The sequence below is a fragment of the Caballeronia choica genome (genome assembly GCF_001544535.1).
GTDB lineage: Bacteria > Pseudomonadota > Gammaproteobacteria > Burkholderiales > Burkholderiaceae > Caballeronia > Caballeronia choica.
Genome location: NZ_FCON02000012.1, coordinates 24,015 through 42,891 on the forward strand (window position 1 = coordinate 24,015; position 18,877 = coordinate 42,891).

The 18,877-nt window shown below is 63.6% G+C and carries 19 protein-coding genes; 13 read left to right on the plus strand and 6 right to left on the minus strand.

Features of this window, described 5'->3' with window-relative positions; translation table 11 throughout:
• Window positions 1-248: 248 nt before the first annotated feature.
• From AWB68_RS07760 to AWB68_RS07780, 5 genes are all read left to right on the plus strand, one after another.
• A complete protein-coding gene (locus tag AWB68_RS07760) occupies window positions 249-1,376 on the plus strand; it encodes an alkene reductase (protein ID WP_087643774.1) in 1,128 nt (375 codons plus the stop codon).
• Between the two features lie 47 nt (window positions 1,377-1,423).
• Complete coding sequence (locus AWB68_RS07765) at window positions 1,424-2,413, plus strand: zinc-dependent alcohol dehydrogenase family protein (protein ID WP_087643775.1); 990 nt, start codon at window positions 1,424-1,426, stop codon at window positions 2,411-2,413.
• A gap of 71 nt (window positions 2,414-2,484) precedes the next feature.
• A complete protein-coding gene (locus AWB68_RS07770) occupies window positions 2,485-3,690 on the plus strand; it encodes an AAA family ATPase (RefSeq protein ID WP_087643776.1) in 1,206 nt (401 codons plus the stop codon).
• A gap of 20 nt (window positions 3,691-3,710) precedes the next feature.
• On the plus strand, window positions 3,711-5,429 hold the full coding sequence (locus AWB68_RS07775) for a cobaltochelatase CobT-related protein (protein WP_235028250.1): 1,719 nt from the start codon (window positions 3,711-3,713) through the stop codon (window positions 5,427-5,429).
• A 177-nt stretch (window positions 5,430-5,606) separates the two neighbouring features.
• Window positions 5,607-6,335, plus strand: a complete 729-nt coding sequence (locus tag AWB68_RS07780; RefSeq protein ID WP_087643777.1) for a FadR/GntR family transcriptional regulator — start codon at window positions 5,607-5,609, stop codon at window positions 6,333-6,335.
• Between the two features lie 227 nt (window positions 6,336-6,562).
• On the opposite strand, the gene AWB68_RS07785 is transcribed toward AWB68_RS07780, so the two are convergent.
• On the minus strand, window positions 6,563-6,841 hold the full coding sequence (locus tag AWB68_RS07785; protein WP_087643778.1) for a hypothetical protein: 279 nt from the start codon (window positions 6,839-6,841) through the stop codon (window positions 6,563-6,565).
• A gap of 31 nt (window positions 6,842-6,872) precedes the next feature.
• Complete coding sequence (locus AWB68_RS07790) at window positions 6,873-7,790, minus strand: LysR substrate-binding domain-containing protein (RefSeq protein WP_087643779.1); 918 nt, start codon at window positions 7,788-7,790, stop codon at window positions 6,873-6,875.
• A 95-nt stretch (window positions 7,791-7,885) separates the two neighbouring features.
• Here AWB68_RS07790 and AWB68_RS07795 point away from each other — a divergent pair, with 95 nt between their 5' ends.
• A complete protein-coding gene (locus AWB68_RS07795; RefSeq protein ID WP_087643780.1) occupies window positions 7,886-8,644 on the plus strand; it encodes an SDR family NAD(P)-dependent oxidoreductase in 759 nt (252 codons plus the stop codon).
• Window positions 8,645-8,745: 101 nt separating this feature from the next.
• On the opposite strand, the gene AWB68_RS07800 is transcribed toward AWB68_RS07795, so the two are convergent.
• From AWB68_RS07800 to AWB68_RS07815, 4 genes are all read right to left on the minus strand, one after another.
• The gene (locus AWB68_RS07800) at window positions 8,746-8,988 is read right to left on the minus strand and encodes a DUF4148 domain-containing protein (RefSeq protein WP_087643781.1); all 243 of its coding nucleotides are present in this window, start codon (window positions 8,986-8,988) and stop codon (window positions 8,746-8,748) included.
• Window positions 8,989-9,169: 181 nt separating this feature from the next.
• Entirely contained in the window at window positions 9,170-9,547 is a 378-nt protein-coding gene (locus AWB68_RS07805; protein WP_087643850.1) for a hypothetical protein, read from the minus strand.
• A gap of 62 nt (window positions 9,548-9,609) precedes the next feature.
• Window positions 9,610-10,134 carry a 2-oxo-4-hydroxy-4-carboxy-5-ureidoimidazoline decarboxylase gene (gene uraD / locus AWB68_RS07810; RefSeq protein ID WP_087643782.1) on the minus strand — a complete coding sequence of 175 codons (525 nt, stop codon included), beginning with the start codon at window positions 10,132-10,134 and terminating at the stop codon, window positions 9,610-9,612.
• Window positions 10,135-10,276: 142 nt separating this feature from the next.
• Window positions 10,277-11,224, minus strand: a complete 948-nt coding sequence (locus AWB68_RS07815; RefSeq protein ID WP_087643783.1) for a LysR family transcriptional regulator — start codon at window positions 11,222-11,224, stop codon at window positions 10,277-10,279.
• 373 nt (window positions 11,225-11,597) lie between these two features.
• On the opposite strand from AWB68_RS07815, the gene AWB68_RS07820 reads away from it, so the two are divergent.
• From AWB68_RS07820 to pepE, 7 genes are all read left to right on the plus strand, one after another.
• Complete coding sequence (locus AWB68_RS07820; protein ID WP_087643784.1) at window positions 11,598-12,950, plus strand: MFS transporter; 1,353 nt, start codon at window positions 11,598-11,600, stop codon at window positions 12,948-12,950.
• 1 nt (window position 12,951) lies between these two features.
• Window positions 12,952-13,482, plus strand: coding sequence for a hydroxyisourate hydrolase (uraH, locus tag AWB68_RS07825; protein WP_087643785.1), 531 nt, complete (start codon window positions 12,952-12,954; stop codon window positions 13,480-13,482).
• Window positions 13,483-13,529: 47 nt separating this feature from the next.
• Window positions 13,530-13,868, plus strand: coding sequence for a hydroxyisourate hydrolase (gene uraH, locus AWB68_RS07830; protein WP_087643786.1), 339 nt, complete (start codon window positions 13,530-13,532; stop codon window positions 13,866-13,868).
• Window positions 13,869-14,431: 563 nt separating this feature from the next.
• On the plus strand, window positions 14,432-15,160 hold the full coding sequence (locus AWB68_RS07835; protein WP_087643787.1) for an IclR family transcriptional regulator: 729 nt from the start codon (window positions 14,432-14,434) through the stop codon (window positions 15,158-15,160).
• Between the two features lie 85 nt (window positions 15,161-15,245).
• A complete protein-coding gene (locus AWB68_RS07840; protein ID WP_087643851.1) occupies window positions 15,246-16,850 on the plus strand; it encodes an OPT/YSL family transporter in 1,605 nt (534 codons plus the stop codon).
• A gap of 34 nt (window positions 16,851-16,884) precedes the next feature.
• Entirely contained in the window at window positions 16,885-18,069 is a 1,185-nt protein-coding gene (locus AWB68_RS07845; protein ID WP_087643788.1) for an aminotransferase class V-fold PLP-dependent enzyme, read from the plus strand.
• A 33-nt stretch (window positions 18,070-18,102) separates the two neighbouring features.
• Window positions 18,103-18,858, plus strand: a complete 756-nt coding sequence (pepE, locus tag AWB68_RS07850; RefSeq protein WP_087643789.1) for a dipeptidase PepE — start codon at window positions 18,103-18,105, stop codon at window positions 18,856-18,858.
• Window positions 18,859-18,877: the final 19 nt, after the last annotated feature.

The following is an 18,877-nucleotide window of genomic DNA, read 5'->3' on the forward strand; positions in this document are numbered from 1 at the left end:
AGCCAGGCTGCCGCCCCCAAATGCCAAAGCCATGCCTGCCAGGCATGCCGACCCGCCCACAAAGTCTTTTTCCTTTCGGCGCGCTCCGGCTAAATTACCTTCCAGACGACATCGCAACGACCTTTCACTCTTTCCAAGGGCGTCTGGAATCCATCTCCCCCATGCCTTCTGTCTATATCGCAGAGGAAACGGAAATGGACCGGTCGGTGCAACGCGATATCCACCCACTACCCAGCCAAGGAAAGATCATGACCAGCTTGTTTACCCCAACGAAGGTCGGCGCTTACGCCGTTTCGCATCGTGTCGTCCTGGCGCCGATGACTCGCTTGCGCACGATCCAGCCCGGCGATATTCCCAGCCCGATGATGGCCGACTTCTACGGCCAGCGCGCATCCGAAGGCGGCCTCGAAATCGTCGAAGGGGTCAGCATCTCCCTCACGGCTCGCTCGTACCTGGGTGCGGCAAGCTTTTACCACGACGGACAAGTGGCGGGCTGGAAGGCGATCGCCGATGCCGTTCACGCCAAGGGCGGCCGCGTATTCATGCAGTTGATACACGGCGGACGCCAAAGCCACGTCGAGATGACTGGCGGCGCCGATCCCGTTGCGCCTTCCGTGGTTCCGTTCGATGGCGTCGCGTTGACGAAGGATGGCTTCGTGCCGGCCTCTCCGCATCGCGCGCTCGATATCGAAGAGATTCCTGGGATCGTCGAGGAATTCCGCGTCGCGGCGCAGCGCGCGCTCGATGCCGGCTTCGACGGCGTCGAGTTGCACGGCGCGAACGGCTATCTCGTCGACCAGTTCATCCAGGACGGCACCAACAAGCGCACCGACGCCTACGGCGGCCCGATTGAAAACCGCGTACGCTTTCTGCGTGAAGCGGTCGAAGCGTTGATCTCGGTGTGGGGTGCGGATCGCGTCGGCGTGCGCATCTCCCCGTCGGGTGAATGGGGCGACATCTCCGACAGCAACCCGGAAGCTACCTTCAGCCACGTCGCCAAAGTGCTCGACGAGTACAAGATCGCCTACCTGCACGTGATCGAGCCGCGCATCAAGGGCGACGAAACGCTCCACGAAGGACATGCGCCGGTCGCGACGAAATACCTGCGCCCCCACTTCTCGGGGCCGATCATCGCGGCGGGCGGCTTCGACGGCGAGAGCGCGGAAGCGATCGTCGCGTCCGGCGATGCAGACCTGGTCGCATTCGGCCGCCACTATTCGTCGAACCCCGATTTGCCGTATCGTCTCAAACACAAGTTGCCGCTTACGCCGTATGTGCGCGCCGCGTTCTGGGGTGGCGATGAACGGCATTACTCGGACTTCCCCGCTTACCAGCCTGCCGCCGAGGCCGAAATCGAGGCCGAAGCGACAGCGTGAGTCGAACGCTATTACGCCATCAATGCAATGAACCGCAGGAGGTTCTCATGTCACGCACGATCAGGTTTTCAAAAGCCGGTGGACCGGAAGTGCTCGAATTCGTCGACACCGAAGTGCCTGAGCCCGGCCCGACCGAAGTTCGCATCAAGGTGAAAGCGATTGGCATCAATCGCGCGGAGTCGATGTGGCGCACCGACGTGTACATCGAACCGGTGAAGTTTCCGGCCGGTCTCGGGTATGAAGCCGCCGGCATCGTCGATGCAGTGGGCAAGGACGTCAGCGGTTTCGCGCCCGGCGACAAGGTCAATGTGATTCCGTCGTTTTCGATGAACCAGTATTTCACCTATGGAGAGGTCATCGTCGTGCCGGACTACGCCGTCGTCAAGCATCCGGAATCGCTTTCGTTCGCCGAGGCGGCGTCCGTCTGGATGATGTTCGTGACGGCGTATGGCGCCCTGATTGAAGATGCGAAGGTGACAAAAGGCGATTTTGTCATCGTGCCGGCGGCTTCCAGCAGCGTCGGACTGGCGGCGATCCAGCTTGCCAATTACGCGGGCGCGACCTCCATCGCGCTGACCCGTCAATCTGGCAAGAAAGCCCAGTTGCTCGACGCAGGCGCCGCGCATGTGGTGGTCACCGACGAGACCGACCTCGTCCAGGAGATCATGCGGATCACCGACGGCAAGGGTGCACGCGTCGCTTTCGATCCGGTCGGCGGCCCGACCTTCGCGAAGCTGATCTCGGCGCTTTCCTTCCAGGGCATCGCGTACATCTACGGTGCGCTCAGCGAAGGCGTCACGCCACTGCCGGTGCTCGAGATGATCGCGAAGGTCATCACGGTCAAGGCGCACAACATCTGGCTGACGAGCGGCGACGAGACACGTCGAAAGGCCGCAGTGGAGTTCGTGCTCAAGGGCCTGGAAAGTGGCGCGCTCAAGCCGGTGATCGATCGCACGTTCGCGTTCGACGAGATCGTGGATGTCCACCGCTATCTGGAAACCAACGGCCAGTTCGGCAAGATCGTGGTGACGGTGTAATCTTGAGCGCCCCGGCTTTACGTACAGAAGGGGTTTCTTTACGCTTCCCCTTCGATCGTCAAACTTGAAAAATGAACGCGCCAGAACTCCAGGCACAAAACGACCCTCACACCGGCGTTTATGAGCGCGCGACAGGTCTCGCGGACGAATGGTGGCGCGTGTCGCTTTCCGACCGGCCACACATGTATCGCATCGAACATGGCGGCGCGGGCGGGCGCGTCGATATCGATACCGTGGTCGATCTCGACAACCTGCGTGCCAAACTGATCAAGTGGCAACGCGAAGGCTTCGCACGCGCGGGCGACGAGCAATCCGAAACGGAAGCGCCAAGGGATAGCGGCTTTCTCGCCGCCCTGAAACACGCGATCGAGACGACATCGAAATCCGCGAAGCCCCGCGCCGAAAGATCCGTCACGATCGGAAACGTACGTGTCCCGGTCGGCAGGGCAAGCCCGCTGGTTCCAGCGGTCAACTCCGCCTACCTCTTTGCCGAGCGCTTCAACGACATCATCGCCGACATCGTGGAGAATCGGCGCGTCATGCTGATCGGCCACACCGGCGCTGGTAAAACCAGCCTCATCGAACAGGTTGCAGCCCGCTCGAAGCACGGCGTCCTGCGCTCGAACATGAACGGCCAGACCACCGTCAGCGATTTCGTCGGATTCTGGACCGTCAAAGGCGGCGAGACGATGTGGGTCGACGGCGTGCTGCCGACTGCCATGCGCGAAGGGCTCTGGCTGATCATCGACGAACTCGACTTCGCCGAGCCGTCGATTCTGGCGGTGCTGACTGCGGTTCTCGAACCCAACGGTCGACTGCTCCTGAAAGAAAAAGGCAATGAAATCGTCGCGGCCCACCCGTCCTTTCGCCTCTTCGCCACGGCGAACGCGGTCGGCGCGATGAGCCAGTTTCGCCACCTTTACCAAGGCGCGAATCTGATGAACGAGGCGTTCCTCGATCGCTGGCGGGTCTACCTGCTCGACTACCTTTCTCCTGACGAAGAAGCCGAAGTGCTGATGCGCACGCTCGCGCCGCGCATGTCACGCCCGATGGCCGAAACCCTGGCCGCGATCGCCTCGGATTGCCGCGCGGCGTTTACTCGCGAGGACCTGGCAAGCGCATTCTCGACTCGCCGGCTTCTCGACTGGGCCGAATTGATGCTGCGCACCGGAGACCCGGAGCGCGCGGCGGGACCCGCGATCTATGCGAAAGTCAGTCCGGAAGACGCCGCGTTGATTCGAAGCATCATCCGGCATCACATCGTCTTCGACGCGTGAACGCGATGCGCCGCGATCGCATGACGGGAGACTTTGCGTTCGAATCGACGCTCGGGAAGATCGCACGCGTCCTGATGGGGCAATACGGCGTAGTCGTTGTGTTCAGTCCGCACGGGCCCCGCGTCGAACCCGGGCGCATTGTGATTCCCGAATATCAGGTCACCGACGACGCCTCCAAAGACCTGCTCGTTGGCTATCTCGACCTGCTGGTGGCACGGTCGAAGTATTGCGATGTCGCCGAGCTGGACCACGTTACGTCGGCTGTCGAAAGGCAACTCGCTCAGGTCATCGATGATCGCCGGGCGTGCATGCAGTTGATCGAGAGGTATCCCGGGGCCCGGGCGTTCATCGCGAGGCTTCGCCAACATTCGGCCGACGAGGCCGCGCGTCGCTGGAACGAACTCGCATGGCGCGACAAGCTTGTCTGGCTCATCGAGCGCACGCTGTGGAACGAACGCCCGCGCCGGACGGAACTGAGTCCATCGCTCGATGCAGCCTTGCGCGCATCCGATGACGCCATCGCCCAGGCTCGCGCCGCACGCTCGACGCGTGACAGCGTATCCGCGGCGCTCAAGCTGATCGCCGGTGTGCGGGCACTTGCTGCGGGCAACGTGAGCAACATGATGTTTTCGGCGGGCCCGCTTGATACGTTCGACGCGCAGTCCATTTCGAGTGAATTCGAGGACCTCGGCGGCGACGGCGATGGGAACGCCCCGTCGTCTTTCGATAGCAGACAGGGCGCCTCGTCTCAAGCCGTGGGAATGGGCCAGTCGCCATCGAACGCTTTGCCGGCAGCGTCGGATGGCGTGCAGGTTTCGGCGCCAGGAGCGCCCGATAGCGGTCGGCCGCTGCTCTCCATCCCGTTGACAACGGAGTTCGACGTCGTCACCGATCTCACCGGCCGCGGAGATCGCGCGGCATGGCGTAACTTGCGCGCGCTGGCCCGTTCGGAAACCGCTCCGCTGAAGGCCAAACTCGAACGCGCGCTGAAAGCCGATGAGCAGACGCATTGGCGACGAGAGCAAGAGCGCGGCGAGATCGATCGTCCCGCGCTCGCGAAGCTCGCTACGTCGCCGGGATATCGGACGCCGTTTCGCGTCAAACGAATCAGCAAGGGACGCGACGCGGCCGTCACGCTGTTGATCGATCGAAGCGGGTCGATGGCCGGCAAGAAGATCGAGCTTGCGAGATTGTGTGCGGCGGCACTCTGCGACGCGCTGACGCAACTTTCGTTCGACTGCGAAGTGCTTGGCTATGGCTCGATCGAGTCGGCCGACATGCGTCTGCTTTATGAAGAACAGTTGGCGCTCGGCGTTGATCTGCATCGTTATAACCGGTTCGTGGAACGTCTCGACCTGATGGTCTACAAGCGGTTTGGTTCAAGCGATCTGAGCGGTTTGGCGATGATCGAGTGCGGTCATGAGAACCCTGATGGCGAGGCGCTGGCCTGGGCGGCCGAGCGGCTTGGCAATCGCCACGCGGAGCGCCGCATCCTGATGGTGCTTTCCGATGGATATCCGGCGACCGGAGACGGCAATCCGTGGGTCCTTCGCACCGACCTGCGTGCGCGGATCGAGGCAATCGAGGGTGCCGGGATTGAAACGATTGGCGTCGGGGTGCTGGACGACGCGGTCGAGACGTTTTATCGGAATCACATCGTTGTTCGGCATTTGCATGAGTTGCCGGAGGTGGCTTTCAGGGTGCTGGGCACGGCGTTACTCGGGAGGTCATGCTCATAAACCAATACCCATTCACGTTCCGTGGAAGCGCAAAAACATCAAACGGCGCAAGCGCCCCGACCCACCCGCCTGCGGCAAACCCCGTGCTATCCTTAACCCCGCAAGGGACTGTAATCGCGCCCAACGACGGCGCAAGTGCCGTCAGGACCCAGTCGGGCACGACCGCGATCGCTAACCATGGACTATCGTCATCTGCAGCAGCGCAAGAGCCTGCACGGTCGCATCGTGCAGGAACTGGGCATGGATATCGTAAGCGGCAAGGTGCAACCAGGCGAGCGCTTGCCCGCTGAAGCGGTCCTTTGCGAACGCTATGGCGTGAGTCGCCCCGTGCTGCGCGAGGCCACCCGCGTGCTCGTGGCAAAAGGGCTGGTCGTGTCGAAGCCGCGTGTCGGTAGTGTCGTCAAGGCGCGCGCGGAGTGGCACATGCTCGATCCCGATGTCCTGTACTGGACGATCAACAGCGTCCCGGAAGGCGACTTCTTCAGCTCGCTCCTGACCGTGCGCCGCATCATCGAGCCCGCGGCCGCCGCCCTCGCCGCGAGCGCAGCGACAAGCGACGATCTTGAACGCATCGCGTCCGCTTATGAGCGGATGGAGTGCGCGGAAACCGCAAGCGCGCTGCTGGATCCCGACCTCGCGTTCCACCGCGCAATCATGGCGGCCACCCACAACGACCTGCTGGCGCATATCGGCAACATGCTGTCGCTCGCGTTGTCGGAGTCGATCAAGCTGACGAGCCGCCATCCCGACACGCACGTGCTTTCGTTGCCACGCCACAAGGCAATCCTCACCGCGATCCAGAACCGTGACCCGCTGGGCGCGCGGCATGCAAGCCTGGTCCAGCTCGACAATGCACGCGCCGACGCCGAAAGCATTCTGGAAATCGGCATTCATCACCCGGCATGAGCGTCATGCACGATGCGGCTGCGATGAATTTCAGGTGCGCGTTTTTTGATCGAGACGACAAACCTGTGCACGAGTACGAATCCAGACGGAGATGATATCGAGCATGTCTGATTCAATAAGAATCCGCCGGCTCGCCTGAGCCTTCTGAAAGGCATGCTCCCGATCACGGTCTCGGCAACCGCCGCCATCTTCGCCAGCCGGACTTCGACGATCCTTCCTTCACTGTCTCAATTCCGCAGAAGCGAGCACGCTTGTTCGAGAAGCGCCGCTGCGGCGAGAAACTCTTTTCGACCTGCCATCGTAAGAGCGGCTCTCGCGGTGTCCTTGAACAGTTCATCGTCCGAGGTTCGTCGCACTCCCGGTTCATTCGAGCGTCCTTGCTGCAATCGATAAAACGCGCGCATTTGATGAGCGTTCATCCGCTGGTCTTCGTCGGCGCCAGATGCCAACAGTTCAGCCGCACCGGCGAGTTGATTGACGGCAGTCTCAAACTCCTTTTGCTCCATGACGGCGGCTCCTCCTCCATGACAGTCGTTTCTATTCGCCTTGGCTTTCGAAGGCGTCGAGGCGAACAAAGTCCAAAAAAGCGCGCAGCGTTGCGGGAACGTAGCGGTGGCCCGAATAATAGAGAAACGGACCGGGGAACCGCTGCCACCACGGTTCAAGTACCGGCTCAAGCGCACCGCTCTCGAAGTAGGGATGCAGCCAGTCATCGAACAACTGCACGACTCCGCTGCCAGCCAGTGCTGCCGCTATTCCCAGATCGGCGGCGGCGCCTGCCCGGACAATCAGCGGACCGCTCGGCTCAACTCGAATCGCCTCGCCGTGGCGCTCGAATTCCCACACGGTCATCGCGCCGCTGGCGAAGCGATAACGCAGACAGGCATGCTGCAGCAACTCTCGGGGATGTTGCGGCCGACCGCGCCGGTCGAGGTATTCAGGTGCCGCTCCGAGTGCCATTCTTTGCTCGCGCGGACCGATGGGAACGGCGATCATATCTTGCTCCAGGCGTTCGCCGTAGCGGATACCCGCGTCGCACCCTTGCGCCAGCAGGTCGACGAAGCCGTCTTCCGCCATCACTTCAAGTTCGATGTCGGGATAGGCCGCAAGGAAGGCCGGAACCAGACGCGGGAGGATGAGTTTGGCTGCGACCACAGGGACATTGAGTTTGAGCTTTCCCGCGGGCTTGTCCCGAAATCCATTCACGACATCCAGCGCCGCCTCGAGTCCGTCGAGCGCGGGCTTCAACTGAGCCAGCAGGCGCGCCCCTGCCTCGGTGGTGGTAACGCTGCGAGTGGTGCGATGCAGCAGGCGTACGCCGGTGCGCGCCTCGAGCCGGCGCACCGCGTCACTGACACCCGACGCACTGCTGCCAATCGCGCGAGCAGCCTCGCGAAATCCGCCCGCCTCCACGACGGCCACAAACGCTTCGAGTTCTTTGAGGTTGGGTCCCATTGTTCGCTGTTTCAGCACAGCCCGTGCAGACATGAGCCCATTATCTCGCCAAACTCGATTCGGTATCCTGTTTCCTTGATTCCAGGAGCGCAGCCATGTCCACTGAAAAAATTGCAATCGTCACCGGCGGTAGCCGGGGCTTAGGCCGAAATACCGTACTCAACCTTGCCAGGCGAGGCGTTGACACGATCTTCACTTACCACACGAACCGGACGGAGGCGGAGAGCGTTGTGCGGTCGGTCTCCGATATGGGGCGGAAGGCGGCAACACTACAGCTCGACACGGGAAACGTCGGCGCGTTCAACGGCTTCGTGGACAAGCTTCGCCAGACGCTGGCCGATTGGCAAGCTGAGCGGTTCGACTTTCTAGTCAACAATGCCGGGACATCGCATCACAACAGTATCGAGAACACCACCGAAGCGGAACTGGATGCCCTCTACAACGTGCACTTCAAAGGCGTGTTCTTCCTGACGCAAAAGCTGCTGCCGCTCATCAAGGACGGCGGGAGAATCGTCAATATCTCCTCCGGCCTGACTCGAATCATCGTACCGGAGAGTGGCGCCTATGGCTCATTGAAGGGCGCGGTCGAGGTGCTCACGAAGTACATGGCCAAGGAACTTGCACCTCGCAGGATTGCCGTCAATGTCGTGGCGCCGGGTGCAATTCAGACCGACTTCAGCGGCGGAATCGTTCGCGACAATCCTGAATTGAACCAGCGCATCGCCGACATGACGGCGCTCGGTCGGGCCGGGCTGCCCGACGACATCGGACCGATGATTGCATCACTGTTGTCCGAGGACAATCGCTGGGTGAATGCACAGCGCATCGAGGTGTCGGGCGGCATGGCGATTTAGCCGTCAGCCGGGGAAAGGCTGCACGCACCGCAGGTCTCGCGGCGCGGACTCGCTGCAATTCCGGATCAGGTTTCTGGCTTGTACTCGGGCAGAGCGAATGCTCAATGCTTGCACTGGAGACGCGCGCCCTCCGATGCGGCGGTCCTGATCCGCTGCTCGGCCGCCTGAATGTTCGCAGGATAGTTCAACCAGTCATTCGGATCGTAGCCCGCGCATCTCAGCTGAGCGAGTTCGGCGCGAACCTGTGCCCGCGAAACAGGCGCGCGCTCCGCCTGCTGTCCAAGCGCGACGGTCGTCGCGCCGAGTATTGAAACCGCTATCGCGGCACGAACACATGATCTCATGATGGTTTTCCGCCTGGTTGGTATTGCAGTTTCCGGACGAACTGTCGGGTGTCCCCGACTGATTCAATATAGACCAAGGCGGAAAAGCTGTCTTTTATTGGCTGCGGGCTGCGCCCGTCAACGTACCAGCGGCGCATCGAGTACTTTGCGCAAAAAGCTCAGAAGATGTGACGGACGCTGTTCATCCTTCGGAAGATTTTCGACTGCGTCGGCGAGGCTTCGGCTCGACGCCCACGCGCGCGTCTCGTGCAAGCACGAGCGCCGTCATCCTTTCCGCGATCGATTCGAACGCCGGATCGTCTTGCGATATGTAAAGCCACTTGCCGAGCACGGGATGCGGCCGCAAGGCGGGCATTTCCTCCATGAGCGCCGCGTGGCGCTCTTGCGACGTGCACACCAGCAAGCCGTTCCACGGCTCGTCGCGATCGGCCGCGACCAGACACAACAGGCCGTCGACATAGGCGGCATCGCTGCCGAACATGCGCTTCCGAATGTAGGTTGAATCCCGCTCGAATGCTTCGAAAATCCAGACGAGCGAATTGCGGACGGTGGATGGCATCGGCGTGAAGTCCCTGGCGACTGAAGCGAAGTCCCAATCATGCCCGTGTCGCCCGTCGTCGATCAATCCGGCGCGTTCAGGCGCTCGACCAGCCGTCCGCGCGTGATCGACGCGATCTGCGCCAGTGCTTCATCCCGTTCCTCCTGCGTGGCGCGCTCGATGCGGCGCTCAAGCGCAGCGAAGATGCCTTCGCGCGTGTAGTGCCGCACGCAGATGATGAACGGAAAGCCATGCCGCGCGAGATATTCCGTGTTCAACCGGTCGAGCGCGGCTTCCTGCTGGGCCGTCATTGCGTCCAGCCCGGCGCTCTTTTGCTCGGCATTCGAATCCGACGTCATCGTGCCCGCGCGGACGTTGGCGCCGGACAGCAACGGATGCAGGTTCAGGAAATCGCACTGGCTCTGTGCGTCGAGCTCCCGCACCACGTCCATCATCGCGTCATGCAACGCGAGCGGCGACGCAAACGGCCGCCGCGCCCACGCGCCATCCGCCGCCTGCGGAAAATGCTCGAAAACGCTGCCAAACTTGCCGACAAAGGCGGTGTGGTCGAGCGCGTTGACCGGCGCCAGATCGATCGGTTGTGACATGGGCTTCTCTCCCCGTAAGGCCCGCCGATTGGCCGGGCATGGATGATGAATACGGGCCGAGTATAGAAAGCGAGTGCGCCAGCGGCGAGAACCGCGGTCTTATAAACCGCATAACAGAACCCGATAGCGCCATCCGGCGCGGCTATTTCCGATTCATGTCGCGCAGGTCGCGCAGTTCGTGCGCGGCCGCCGTCAGCATGCCGCGCAGCCAGACATGCGAGGCCGAGCGGTGGCGCGAAGGATGCCACAACTGGTAGAAGCGCATGAACGGGAAATCGATGGGCGGATCGAGCACCGTCACGGGCAGATGTTGCGCATGGTAGTTGGCGAAGTGGCGGCCGGTCGTCAGGATCAGGTCCGTGCCCGGGATCAGGCTCGGCGCCAGGTTGAAATAAGGACAGCTCACGCGGTTGTCGCGATGCACGCGCATCGTGCTGAGCCCGGTATCCACGACGCCGCGCTGGTCGCGCGAATACGGCGTGGGCACGATGTGCGACGCGCCCAGGTAGGCTTCCGCGGTGAACTTGCCCGGCTGCGCATGGAGGCTGTCCTCGGCCACGACGCAGACCACGTCGTCCTCCAGCAGCACCGACAGGTGCAGGTGCTCGGGCGGATTCGGCCAGTTGCCGATCACGATATCCGGCGAGCCTTCCGACAGCCCCTGCTCATAGTTGAACGTGGCGCTCAGCGGCACGGCCACCAGCCGCGCACGCGGCGCCGCGCGGCGGAACTCGCGCACGACCCTGGCGAAGAAGGGCGGCGCCAGATAGTCGGGCATGCCTACTGTGAAGGTCTGCTCGGTGGTGGCGGGGTCGAACCGGTCATCCGACACCAGCAGGTTGTCGAGCGCGCCGAGCGCCGCCTGTGCGCTGCGCGCCAGTTGCAGCGCGCGCTCGGTGGGCACCATCACGTTCTTTTCGCGGGTGAGCAGCGGGTCGTTGAAGATCTCGCGCAGCCGCTTGAGCGCACTGCTGATGGCCGGCTGCGACTGGTTCATGCGAACCGCCGTCCGCGAGACGCTACGCTCGGCGATCACCGTGCACAGCACGCGCAGCAGGTACGTATCGAACGGATCGTCGGCCCGATTCATGAGGGGTTCCCGGTCTGGAAGGCTCGAGCGTGCAGGGGCAGCGCACGTCAAATTTGATGTTGTAGCGTATTACGCACCGCTGGGCAACGGGCTGGATTGCCCGCCGGCCGGGCATTGGCACACACGTTGACAAATGTGCAAACGGCTTAAGGGAAATCCTTAAGGCCCGCCAGGATCGCTCGCGGCTAAGCTGCAAGCCGCGCCGCATAAGGCATTGCGACCCATACTCGAATTGCTATCAGGCTTATTCCAACGCGCGCCGTTGCCGATTTATTTTGCATTTCTATACTTGCCTCCAACCGAACGCACGGCCGCCGCACGCCTCCCGGTGCGCGGCCCAGGCGCCGTCAACCGACTTGCAAAGGAATCCACCATGTCGATCACCAAACAGGCCATGCCGGCGTTCGCCGACGAGGCCGACAACGCGCAAGCCAGCGCCGAGGCAAGCGCCTATCGCAAGGTTTCCTGGCGCCTGTTGCCGTTCCTGGGCGTGCTCTGGGTGCTGGCGTGGCTGGACCGCGTCAACATCGGCTTCGCCAAGCTGCAAATGCTGGACTCGCTGCACTTCTCCGAAGCGGTCTACGGCCTCGGCGCCGGCATCTTCTTCCTCGGCTATTTCTTCTTCGAGGTGCCGTCGAACATGCTGCTGCAGAAGATCGGCGCCAAGAAGACGATCATGCGCATCACGATCTGCTGGGGCGTGATCTGCATGCTGCAGACCACCGTCGCCACGCCCACGCAGTTCTATCTCCTGCGCTTTTTGCTGGGCGCCTTCGAGGCCGGCTTCTATCCGGGCGTGATCCTCTACCTCACCTACTGGTATCCCTCGCAGCGGCGCGCCAAGGCCTTCGGCACGTTCATGTCGGCATCGGCGATCGCCGGTGTGCTCGGCGGCCCGCTGGCGGGCTGGATCATGACCTCGATGGGCGGCTTCCATGGCATGCACGGCTGGCAGTGGCTGTTCATCCTGGAAGGCATCCCGTCGGTGCTGGCCGGCATCTTCGCGTGGTTCTACATGACCGACAAGCCGGAGCAGGCCCGCTGGCTCACCGACGACGAAAAGCGCGTGGTGCTCGACGCCCTGCGCCGCGACAGCGCCGCCATGGGCGAGCGCGGCCACGACTGGCGCACGCTCCTCACGAACCGCAAGGTGTGGCTGATGATCGCGATTTTCTTCTGCCTGCTGTGCGCCAACTCCACGCTGACCTTCTGGATCCCGACCATCATCAAGGACGTGGGCTTCAGCGCACCCATGACCGTAGGCTGGATCGCGGCGGTGGCCTACCTGTGCGGCGCCATCGGCATGATCGTGAACGGCGCGCGCTCGGACCGCCGCAACGAGGTCCGCTGGCACTTCAGCGGCCCGGCGATCGCCGGGGGCATCTCGATGGCCGTGCTGGCCGCGCTCCTTGGCGTGCAGTCGCTGCCGGCCGTCGTCTCGCTGGTGGCGATGACGGTTGCGCTGGTCGGCACCATGAGCGCCATCCCCGTGTTCTGGCAACTGCCCAACCGTTACCTCGCGGGCAGTGCCGCCGCGGTTGGCGTGGCCCTGATCAACTCCGTCTCCAACCTCGCGGGCTTCGGCGCGCCCTATGTGATGGGGCTGATCAAGAACGCCACCGGCAAGGTCACTACGGGCTTGTACATGGTGGCTGTCATCGAGATCCTGGCTGCGGTGCTGGTGCTCGCCGGCATCCGCAAGCTCGGCAACAAACAAGAGGCCTGACATGCGCGACAACCCGACTCCGACTCAACCCGCCTTCGACGCCAGCCGTCGCCGGTTTGCGCTGCAATCCGTGGCACTGGGCGGCGGTATCGTGCTGGCCGGTACGGCGCTCGCAGCCGGCACGGACGCCGCGCCCGCGCCCAACCAGACCTCGGGCCCGGTGCAGCAGGACGGTCTCGATCCGCGCCTGACCATGCACGCGCTCGACACCTGGCACGGCACGCCCGCAGCCGGTATGCGGGTGGACATGTTTCGTATCGAGGACGGTCAGGCCCAGCACCTGCAGACAGTGAAGCTCGCCGCCAGCGGGCGCAGCGAACCGCCGCTCCTGATCGGCGACGCCTACCGCACCGGCACCTATGAACTGCTTCTGCACGTGGACGAATACTTCGCCGCGCGCAAGGCCGACCTGCCTCAGCCGCTGTTCTTGTCGAAGATTCCGCTGCGCTTTCGCGTGACCGATGCCACCCAGCGCATTCACCTGCCCGTGCTGTTCGGGCCGTGGAGCTACAACTACTACCGCGGCAGTTGAGCCGTCGCGCGATTCACGATTGACGATCCACGCTCAGGAGACACACCATGGCCGCAGGCATCACCACGCATGTGCTCGACGTATCGCTCGGCAAGCCCGCTGCCGGGATGCAGATCGAACTATTCGACATGAGCACGCAACCGCCGAAGCTCATCGCGCGTACGCGGTCCAATCGCGATGGGCGCACCGACACGCCCATCCTGCCCGCGGCGCAGGCTCGTGCCGGCGACTTTGAGCTGCGGTTCTGGGTGGCGGAGTACTTTCGTACGCCCGATGTGTTCGCCGACGTCGTGCCGGTGCGTTTCACCGTCACCGATGCGGCGCAGCACTATCATGTGCCGTTGTTGTGCTCGCCGTGGAGCTTTGGGACTTATCGGGGGAGCTGATTGGGGCACGCACCGCTGCACGAAGTGGTGCTGCAGTCATTGATCCAGCCTCGCACTACGCGCTCACCCGTCAGGCAAGACATCGCTCCGATTGTGCTTGCTGCATGCTTCAATTCACCACCGCCTGGCAGACCTGTCGTCGGGCACGAAGTGCAACACCGATGCATGACGGCTGATTCACTCCCAATCGCGGTGCGACGCGCGTACCCTCGATAGGAGCCCACCCGCGCTGGACCCCGCCAACGACACTCCCCCGGCAGGGCCACTCCGAATGAAGCGCGCGGTGGCCTTCGCATACTGCTGCCGGGAAAAGCCGCTTTCCTTGCTTACTTTGCAGCAACGCAGCAGCCAAGAAAGCAAGTCGCGCCCCGCACAGGGGCCGCGCCAATAAGCCAACACCAACGCAAGTTCCATAAAAGCCCAAGCGCATCAAACGGTTGAAAAACCCGAACCCGAGCGCCAGCGGCTAACTCCTTCGTCGCGTTAACCCTTGATTGACTAAAAAACCCCGCGCCTCTACCATTTTTCTCATACAGAGACAGTGTCTCTGATACGGAGACAAAATGTTAAAGACACTCGATAGCGCACTGGCGCTGCTGACCCGCTTCACGGTGCAGGAACCCACCTGGGGCGTACGCGAACTCGCCAAGGCGACGGGGATTCACTACGCGGTGGTTCATCGCGCGCTCGCCACGTTCGCCGCAAGCGGCTTTCTGCGACAGGACAGCGCCGGGCGCTATTCGCTGGGCTTGCGGCTTTTCGAACTCGGCCAGGTTGCTCACCGCACCTTCGCGCCCTCCGATGTCGTGCAACCCGCGCTCGATGCGCTCGCCCAGACGAGCGGCGAAACCGTCTTCCTTTCGCTGCTGGACGGCACCGACGCCGTTTGCACGGACATGGCGCAAAGCCAGCATCAGTTGCGCTTCTCGATCGAGTCGGGCCAGCGCTTCGCGCTCGTCGCCGGCGCCCACGCCAAGGCGATCCTCGCGTTCCAGTCGGACGAGTTCCGCGCCGGGGTCTATCAGCAAGCCCGCCTGGCAAACAGCGCGGAAATCGAAGACCAACTGACCAAGGTGCGGGCGGACGGCTGGTGCCACACCCGCGAGGAAGCGGCTGCGACCGTCGCCGGCCTGGCGGTGCCGCTGTGGTCACGCGACCGCCGCAACGTCGTCGGATCGCTGGGCATTGCCGGGCCGGTTCAGCGCCTCGAAGGCGAAGCCATCCCGCGACTCATCGAAGCATTGAAGAAAACCCGTGAAACGATCGAGCCCGTGGTCGGGCTGACCAGCTGACCCTCCCGACGATTCACCCATCCAATCCCATCAGCCGCGCGACCCGAGCCGGCGAAGACCCGCCATCATGAAAGGATCGATCGACATGCCCGCTGCCTTAGAAACGCCCGTTCCTGCAACCGCGCCACGTCCGCGCGTTTCCTTCTTCGAACCACTCCTGCTGCTCGTGTCGGTCGGCCTGTCGGTGCTTGGCGCGATCATCGGCATGCAGTTGATCGTGTCGCTCGGCATCTCCGCCAACACGTCGATCATCGGCGCGCTGATCGCCATCGTGTTCTCGCGCATTCCGCTTCAAGTAACACGCCGCTTCCGCACGCTCGAACGACAGAACCTCGTGCAGACGGCCATTTCGTCGGCCACCTTCGGTGCAGCCAATTCGCTGATGATTCCGCTCGGCGTGCCGTTCGCGATGGGCATGCCCGAACTCGTCACGCCGATGCTGATCGGTTCGATCGCGGCGATGCTCGTCGACGGCGCGATGCTCTACCACCTCTTCGGCAGCAAGATCTTTCCCGCGACGGGCACGTGGCCGGCGGGCGTTGCGACAGCCGAAGCGATCTGGGCGGGCGACCAGGGCGGCCGCAAGGCGGCCTTCCTCGGACTGGGCGTCACCGCCGGCGTCGCCGGCGCGATTTTCGGCGTGCCGATGTCCGCGTTCGGCGCGGCCTTCCTCGGCAATCTCGCGGCGCTGACCATGTTCGGCCTGGGTCTCCTGATTCGCGGATACTCCGTGCCGCTCCTGCACATCGACATCGCGGCGGCCTACATTCCGCACGGTCTGATGATCGGCGCGGGCCTCGTCGCACTGTTCCAGGTAGCGCGCGAGATTCACCGCTCGCGAGCAAGCGGCGACGCCGATCCGCGCAACCTTGAAATGTCGGGTGCGCGGGCCAGGCGGGTGCTGTCCGGCGGATTCGTCGCGTACGTGCTCGTCGCCTTGCTGATTTCGGTGCTCGCGGGTCACGTCACGGACCTGTCGCCGGGGATGCTCGTTGCCTTTGTCCTCTACGCCGCGTTTGCCGCCTACGCCCACGAATTGATCGTCGGGATCGCGGCGATGCATTCGGGCTGGTTTCCGGCATTCGCCGTCGCGCTGATCACGTTGACGATCGGCATCGTGATCGGCTTTCCGCCGTCGGCGCTGGCCGTGCTGGCCGGCTTCTCGGCGGCGACGGGTCCGGCCTTCGCGGACATGGGCTACGACCTCAAGACCGGCTATCTGCTGCGCGGCGAAGGCCGCGACATGGACGCCGAACTGGCGGGCCGCCGCCAGCAACTGATCGCCGCGATGGCTGGCTTCGTCGTCGCGGCGATCGTCGTGATCGCCTTCCACGACCACTTCTTCTCGCGCAACCTGATGCCGCCGGTCGACCGCGTCTATGCGGCGTCGATCCGGGCAGGCTCGTCGATGGAGATTGCCCGCAACCTCGCGCTCTGGGCGATTCCCGGCGCGCTCCTCCAACTGCTCGGCGGAGCGAAGCGCCAACTCGGCATCCTGCTGTCCACCGGCATGCTCATCGCGTCCCCGCTCGCCGGTTGGGCCGTGCTTGCCGGACTCGCGATCCGCTTCGTCGTTACGCGCCTTCGCGGCGAGCGCCACTCAGCCGAAATGAGCGCGTTCGCGGGCGGCGTGATCGCCGGCGACGCACTGTTCAGTTTCGGCGGTTCCGTCACCCGCCTGCACAAGTAACCGCGCCTCTCTCTTTTATGGACCCGAACGCAGCATGAATATCGAAGCCATCCGCGCGGCCACGCCGCTCACCGCAACCACCGTCTACATGGACACCGCGGCCGCGTCCCTGCCGCCCGACGTCGTGCTCGACGAAGCACGCCGCTATCTGCTCGACACCGGGCACGTGGGCATCTACCTGCCCTCGTTCCGCAAGGAAACCTACGCGCGGGTGGAAGCCGTGCGCGCCCGGCTCGCCGCGTTCCTTGGCGCGGGTGCGCACGAAATCGCCTTCACCAAGAACGCGACGGAAGCCATCTCGCTCGTGGCGCGCGGCATCGACTGGCGGCCGGGCGACGAAATCCTGGTCGCCGATACCGAAATGCTCAGCAACCTGCTGCCCTGGCGCCGCCTGGAACAGACCCATGGCGTCGTGGTCAGGATGATTGCAGCCGATGCCGCCGGCATGCTCGCACCGGAATCCTTCGCCGATGCCATCACGCCGCGCACGCGACTCGTGACGTTCTCTCACGTGCCGAACTCCACGGGCGCGGTCCAGCCCGCCGCGAGCATCTGCAGAGTGGCGCGCGAGCGCGGCGTCATGTCGCTCGTGAATGCGTCGCAGAGTGTCGGCATGTTGCCGGTCAGCGTCGCGCACCTCGACTGCGACTTCCTCGCGGGATGCGGGCGCAAGGCACTGCGGGCTACGGAAGGCTCGGGCTTCCTGTACGTGCGTGAAGCGCATATCGAAACGCTGGAGCCGGTGCTCGCGGGCTGGTGGAACGGCGCGTTCGACCGCACGACGGGCGCGCTCTCGTTCGTGGCGGGTGCCCGCCGTTTCGAAGCGGGATGCCCGATCGTGCCCGCGATTCTCGCGCTCGGTGCGGCCGTGCGCTACGCCGAGGAAATCGGCATCGATGCGATTGCGAAGCGCGTGAGCGAACTGACCGCCTACGCGGTCGAGCAGTTCTCGACGCTGCCCGGCTTCGAGCTGTACGGCCCGAAGCACGCTGCACAGCGCATCGGCATCGTGCCGTTCAACCTGCGCGGCGTCGATCCCGCCACGCTCGTGTCGGCGCTCGAAGCGCAGCAATGCATCATCGAGGCGGGCGGCTTCATGGCCGACGCGATCCTCGCGCGATACGGCGTGAGCACGATGGCGCGCGTGTCGCTCCACTACTTCAACACACGCGACGAGATCGACCGCGTCGTGCGCATCATTCGCTCGACGATCGCCTGAGCGCTGACTACCCCTTCAATCCAGGAATACGCCATGACCCAACGCATCCTTCTGATGAGCAGCTCCCGCAAGGATCAGCTCGGCTATCTCGAACACGCCACCGCGCAAATCCACACGCTGCTCAGGCACGAGCCGCGCAAAGTGCTCTTCGTGCCGTTCGCCGGCGTGACGTTCAGCTTCGACAGCTACGAGGACATCGTCAGACCCGTGTTCGAGCGCCTCGGCTATGCACTCGAATCGATCCACCGGAGCGCCGATCCGCTCGCCGCAATCGAGCAGGCCGAGGCCATTGCCGTTGGCGGCGGCAATACGTTCGCGCTGCTCAAGCGCATGTACGACGCGGGCATCGTCGACGCGATCCGGGCCAAGGTCGCGGCCGGCACGCCCTACGTCGGCTGGAGTGCGGGCAGCAACGTCGCATGCCCGACGATCCGAACGACCAACGACATGCCGATCGTCCAGCCGCCAACGCTCCGTGCGCTTGGTCTCGTGCCGTTCCAGGTCAATCCGCATTTCATCAGCGGCAAGCCCGTCGGGCACAACGGCGAAAGCCGCGAAGAAAGACTCGCCGAATTCCTCGAGATCAACGCGCCCGAACAGATTTTCGCGCTGCCCGAAGGCTCCGCGCTCTATACCGACGGCATCGACGGCACCGTGCTCGGCGAGCGCCACGCACTGCATTTCCTCGGCGGCGGGCGCGTCGAAACGCTTCGCGAGAACGAGCCGTTCCCGCTTGCGCGGATCGCGGGTCCGGCGGGCATGACCGAGTGGCCTGCGTTCAAGGCCTGATCTAACCCATCTGTCGCGC

What these genes read in the sequence shown, in the direction of transcription:
- AWB68_RS07840 (WP_087643851.1), top strand. Translation starts at nt 15,246, where the DNA reads ATGCCCGCTGCCTTAGAAACGCCCGTTCCTGCAACCGCGCCACGTCCG.
- uraH (WP_087643785.1), top strand. Translation starts at nt 12,952, where the DNA reads ATGCGCGACAACCCGACTCCGACTCAACCCGCCTTCGACGCCAGCCGT.
- AWB68_RS07780 (WP_087643777.1), top strand. Translation starts at nt 5,607, where the DNA reads ATGGACTATCGTCATCTGCAGCAGCGCAAGAGCCTGCACGGTCGCATC.
- AWB68_RS07795 (WP_087643780.1), top strand. Translation starts at nt 7,886, where the DNA reads ATGTCCACTGAAAAAATTGCAATCGTCACCGGCGGTAGCCGGGGCTTA.
- AWB68_RS07770 (WP_087643776.1), top strand. Translation starts at nt 2,485, where the DNA reads ATGAACGCGCCAGAACTCCAGGCACAAAACGACCCTCACACCGGCGTT.
- AWB68_RS07820 (WP_087643784.1), top strand. Translation starts at nt 11,598, where the DNA reads ATGTCGATCACCAAACAGGCCATGCCGGCGTTCGCCGACGAGGCCGAC.
- pepE (WP_087643789.1), top strand. Translation starts at nt 18,103, where the DNA reads ATGACCCAACGCATCCTTCTGATGAGCAGCTCCCGCAAGGATCAGCTC.
- AWB68_RS07790 (WP_087643779.1), bottom strand. Translation starts at nt 7,790, where the DNA reads ATGGGACCCAACCTCAAAGAACTCGAAGCGTTTGTGGCCGTCGTGGAG.
- AWB68_RS07815 (WP_087643783.1), bottom strand. Translation starts at nt 11,224, where the DNA reads ATGAATCGGGCCGACGATCCGTTCGATACGTACCTGCTGCGCGTGCTG.
- AWB68_RS07805 (WP_087643850.1), bottom strand. Translation starts at nt 9,547, where the DNA reads ATGCCATCCACCGTCCGCAATTCGCTCGTCTGGATTTTCGAAGCATTC.
- AWB68_RS07835 (WP_087643787.1), top strand. Translation starts at nt 14,432, where the DNA reads ATGTTAAAGACACTCGATAGCGCACTGGCGCTGCTGACCCGCTTCACG.
- uraD (WP_087643782.1), bottom strand. Translation starts at nt 10,134, where the DNA reads ATGTCACAACCGATCGATCTGGCGCCGGTCAACGCGCTCGACCACACC.
- AWB68_RS07775 (WP_235028250.1), top strand. Translation starts at nt 3,711, where the DNA reads ATGACGGGAGACTTTGCGTTCGAATCGACGCTCGGGAAGATCGCACGC.
- AWB68_RS07765 (WP_087643775.1), top strand. Translation starts at nt 1,424, where the DNA reads ATGTCACGCACGATCAGGTTTTCAAAAGCCGGTGGACCGGAAGTGCTC.
- AWB68_RS07800 (WP_087643781.1), bottom strand. Translation starts at nt 8,988, where the DNA reads ATGAGATCATGTGTTCGTGCCGCGATAGCGGTTTCAATACTCGGCGCG.
- uraH (WP_087643786.1), top strand. Translation starts at nt 13,530, where the DNA reads ATGGCCGCAGGCATCACCACGCATGTGCTCGACGTATCGCTCGGCAAG.
- AWB68_RS07785 (WP_087643778.1), bottom strand. Translation starts at nt 6,841, where the DNA reads ATGGAGCAAAAGGAGTTTGAGACTGCCGTCAATCAACTCGCCGGTGCG.
- AWB68_RS07845 (WP_087643788.1), top strand. Translation starts at nt 16,885, where the DNA reads ATGAATATCGAAGCCATCCGCGCGGCCACGCCGCTCACCGCAACCACC.
- AWB68_RS07760 (WP_087643774.1), top strand. Translation starts at nt 249, where the DNA reads ATGACCAGCTTGTTTACCCCAACGAAGGTCGGCGCTTACGCCGTTTCG.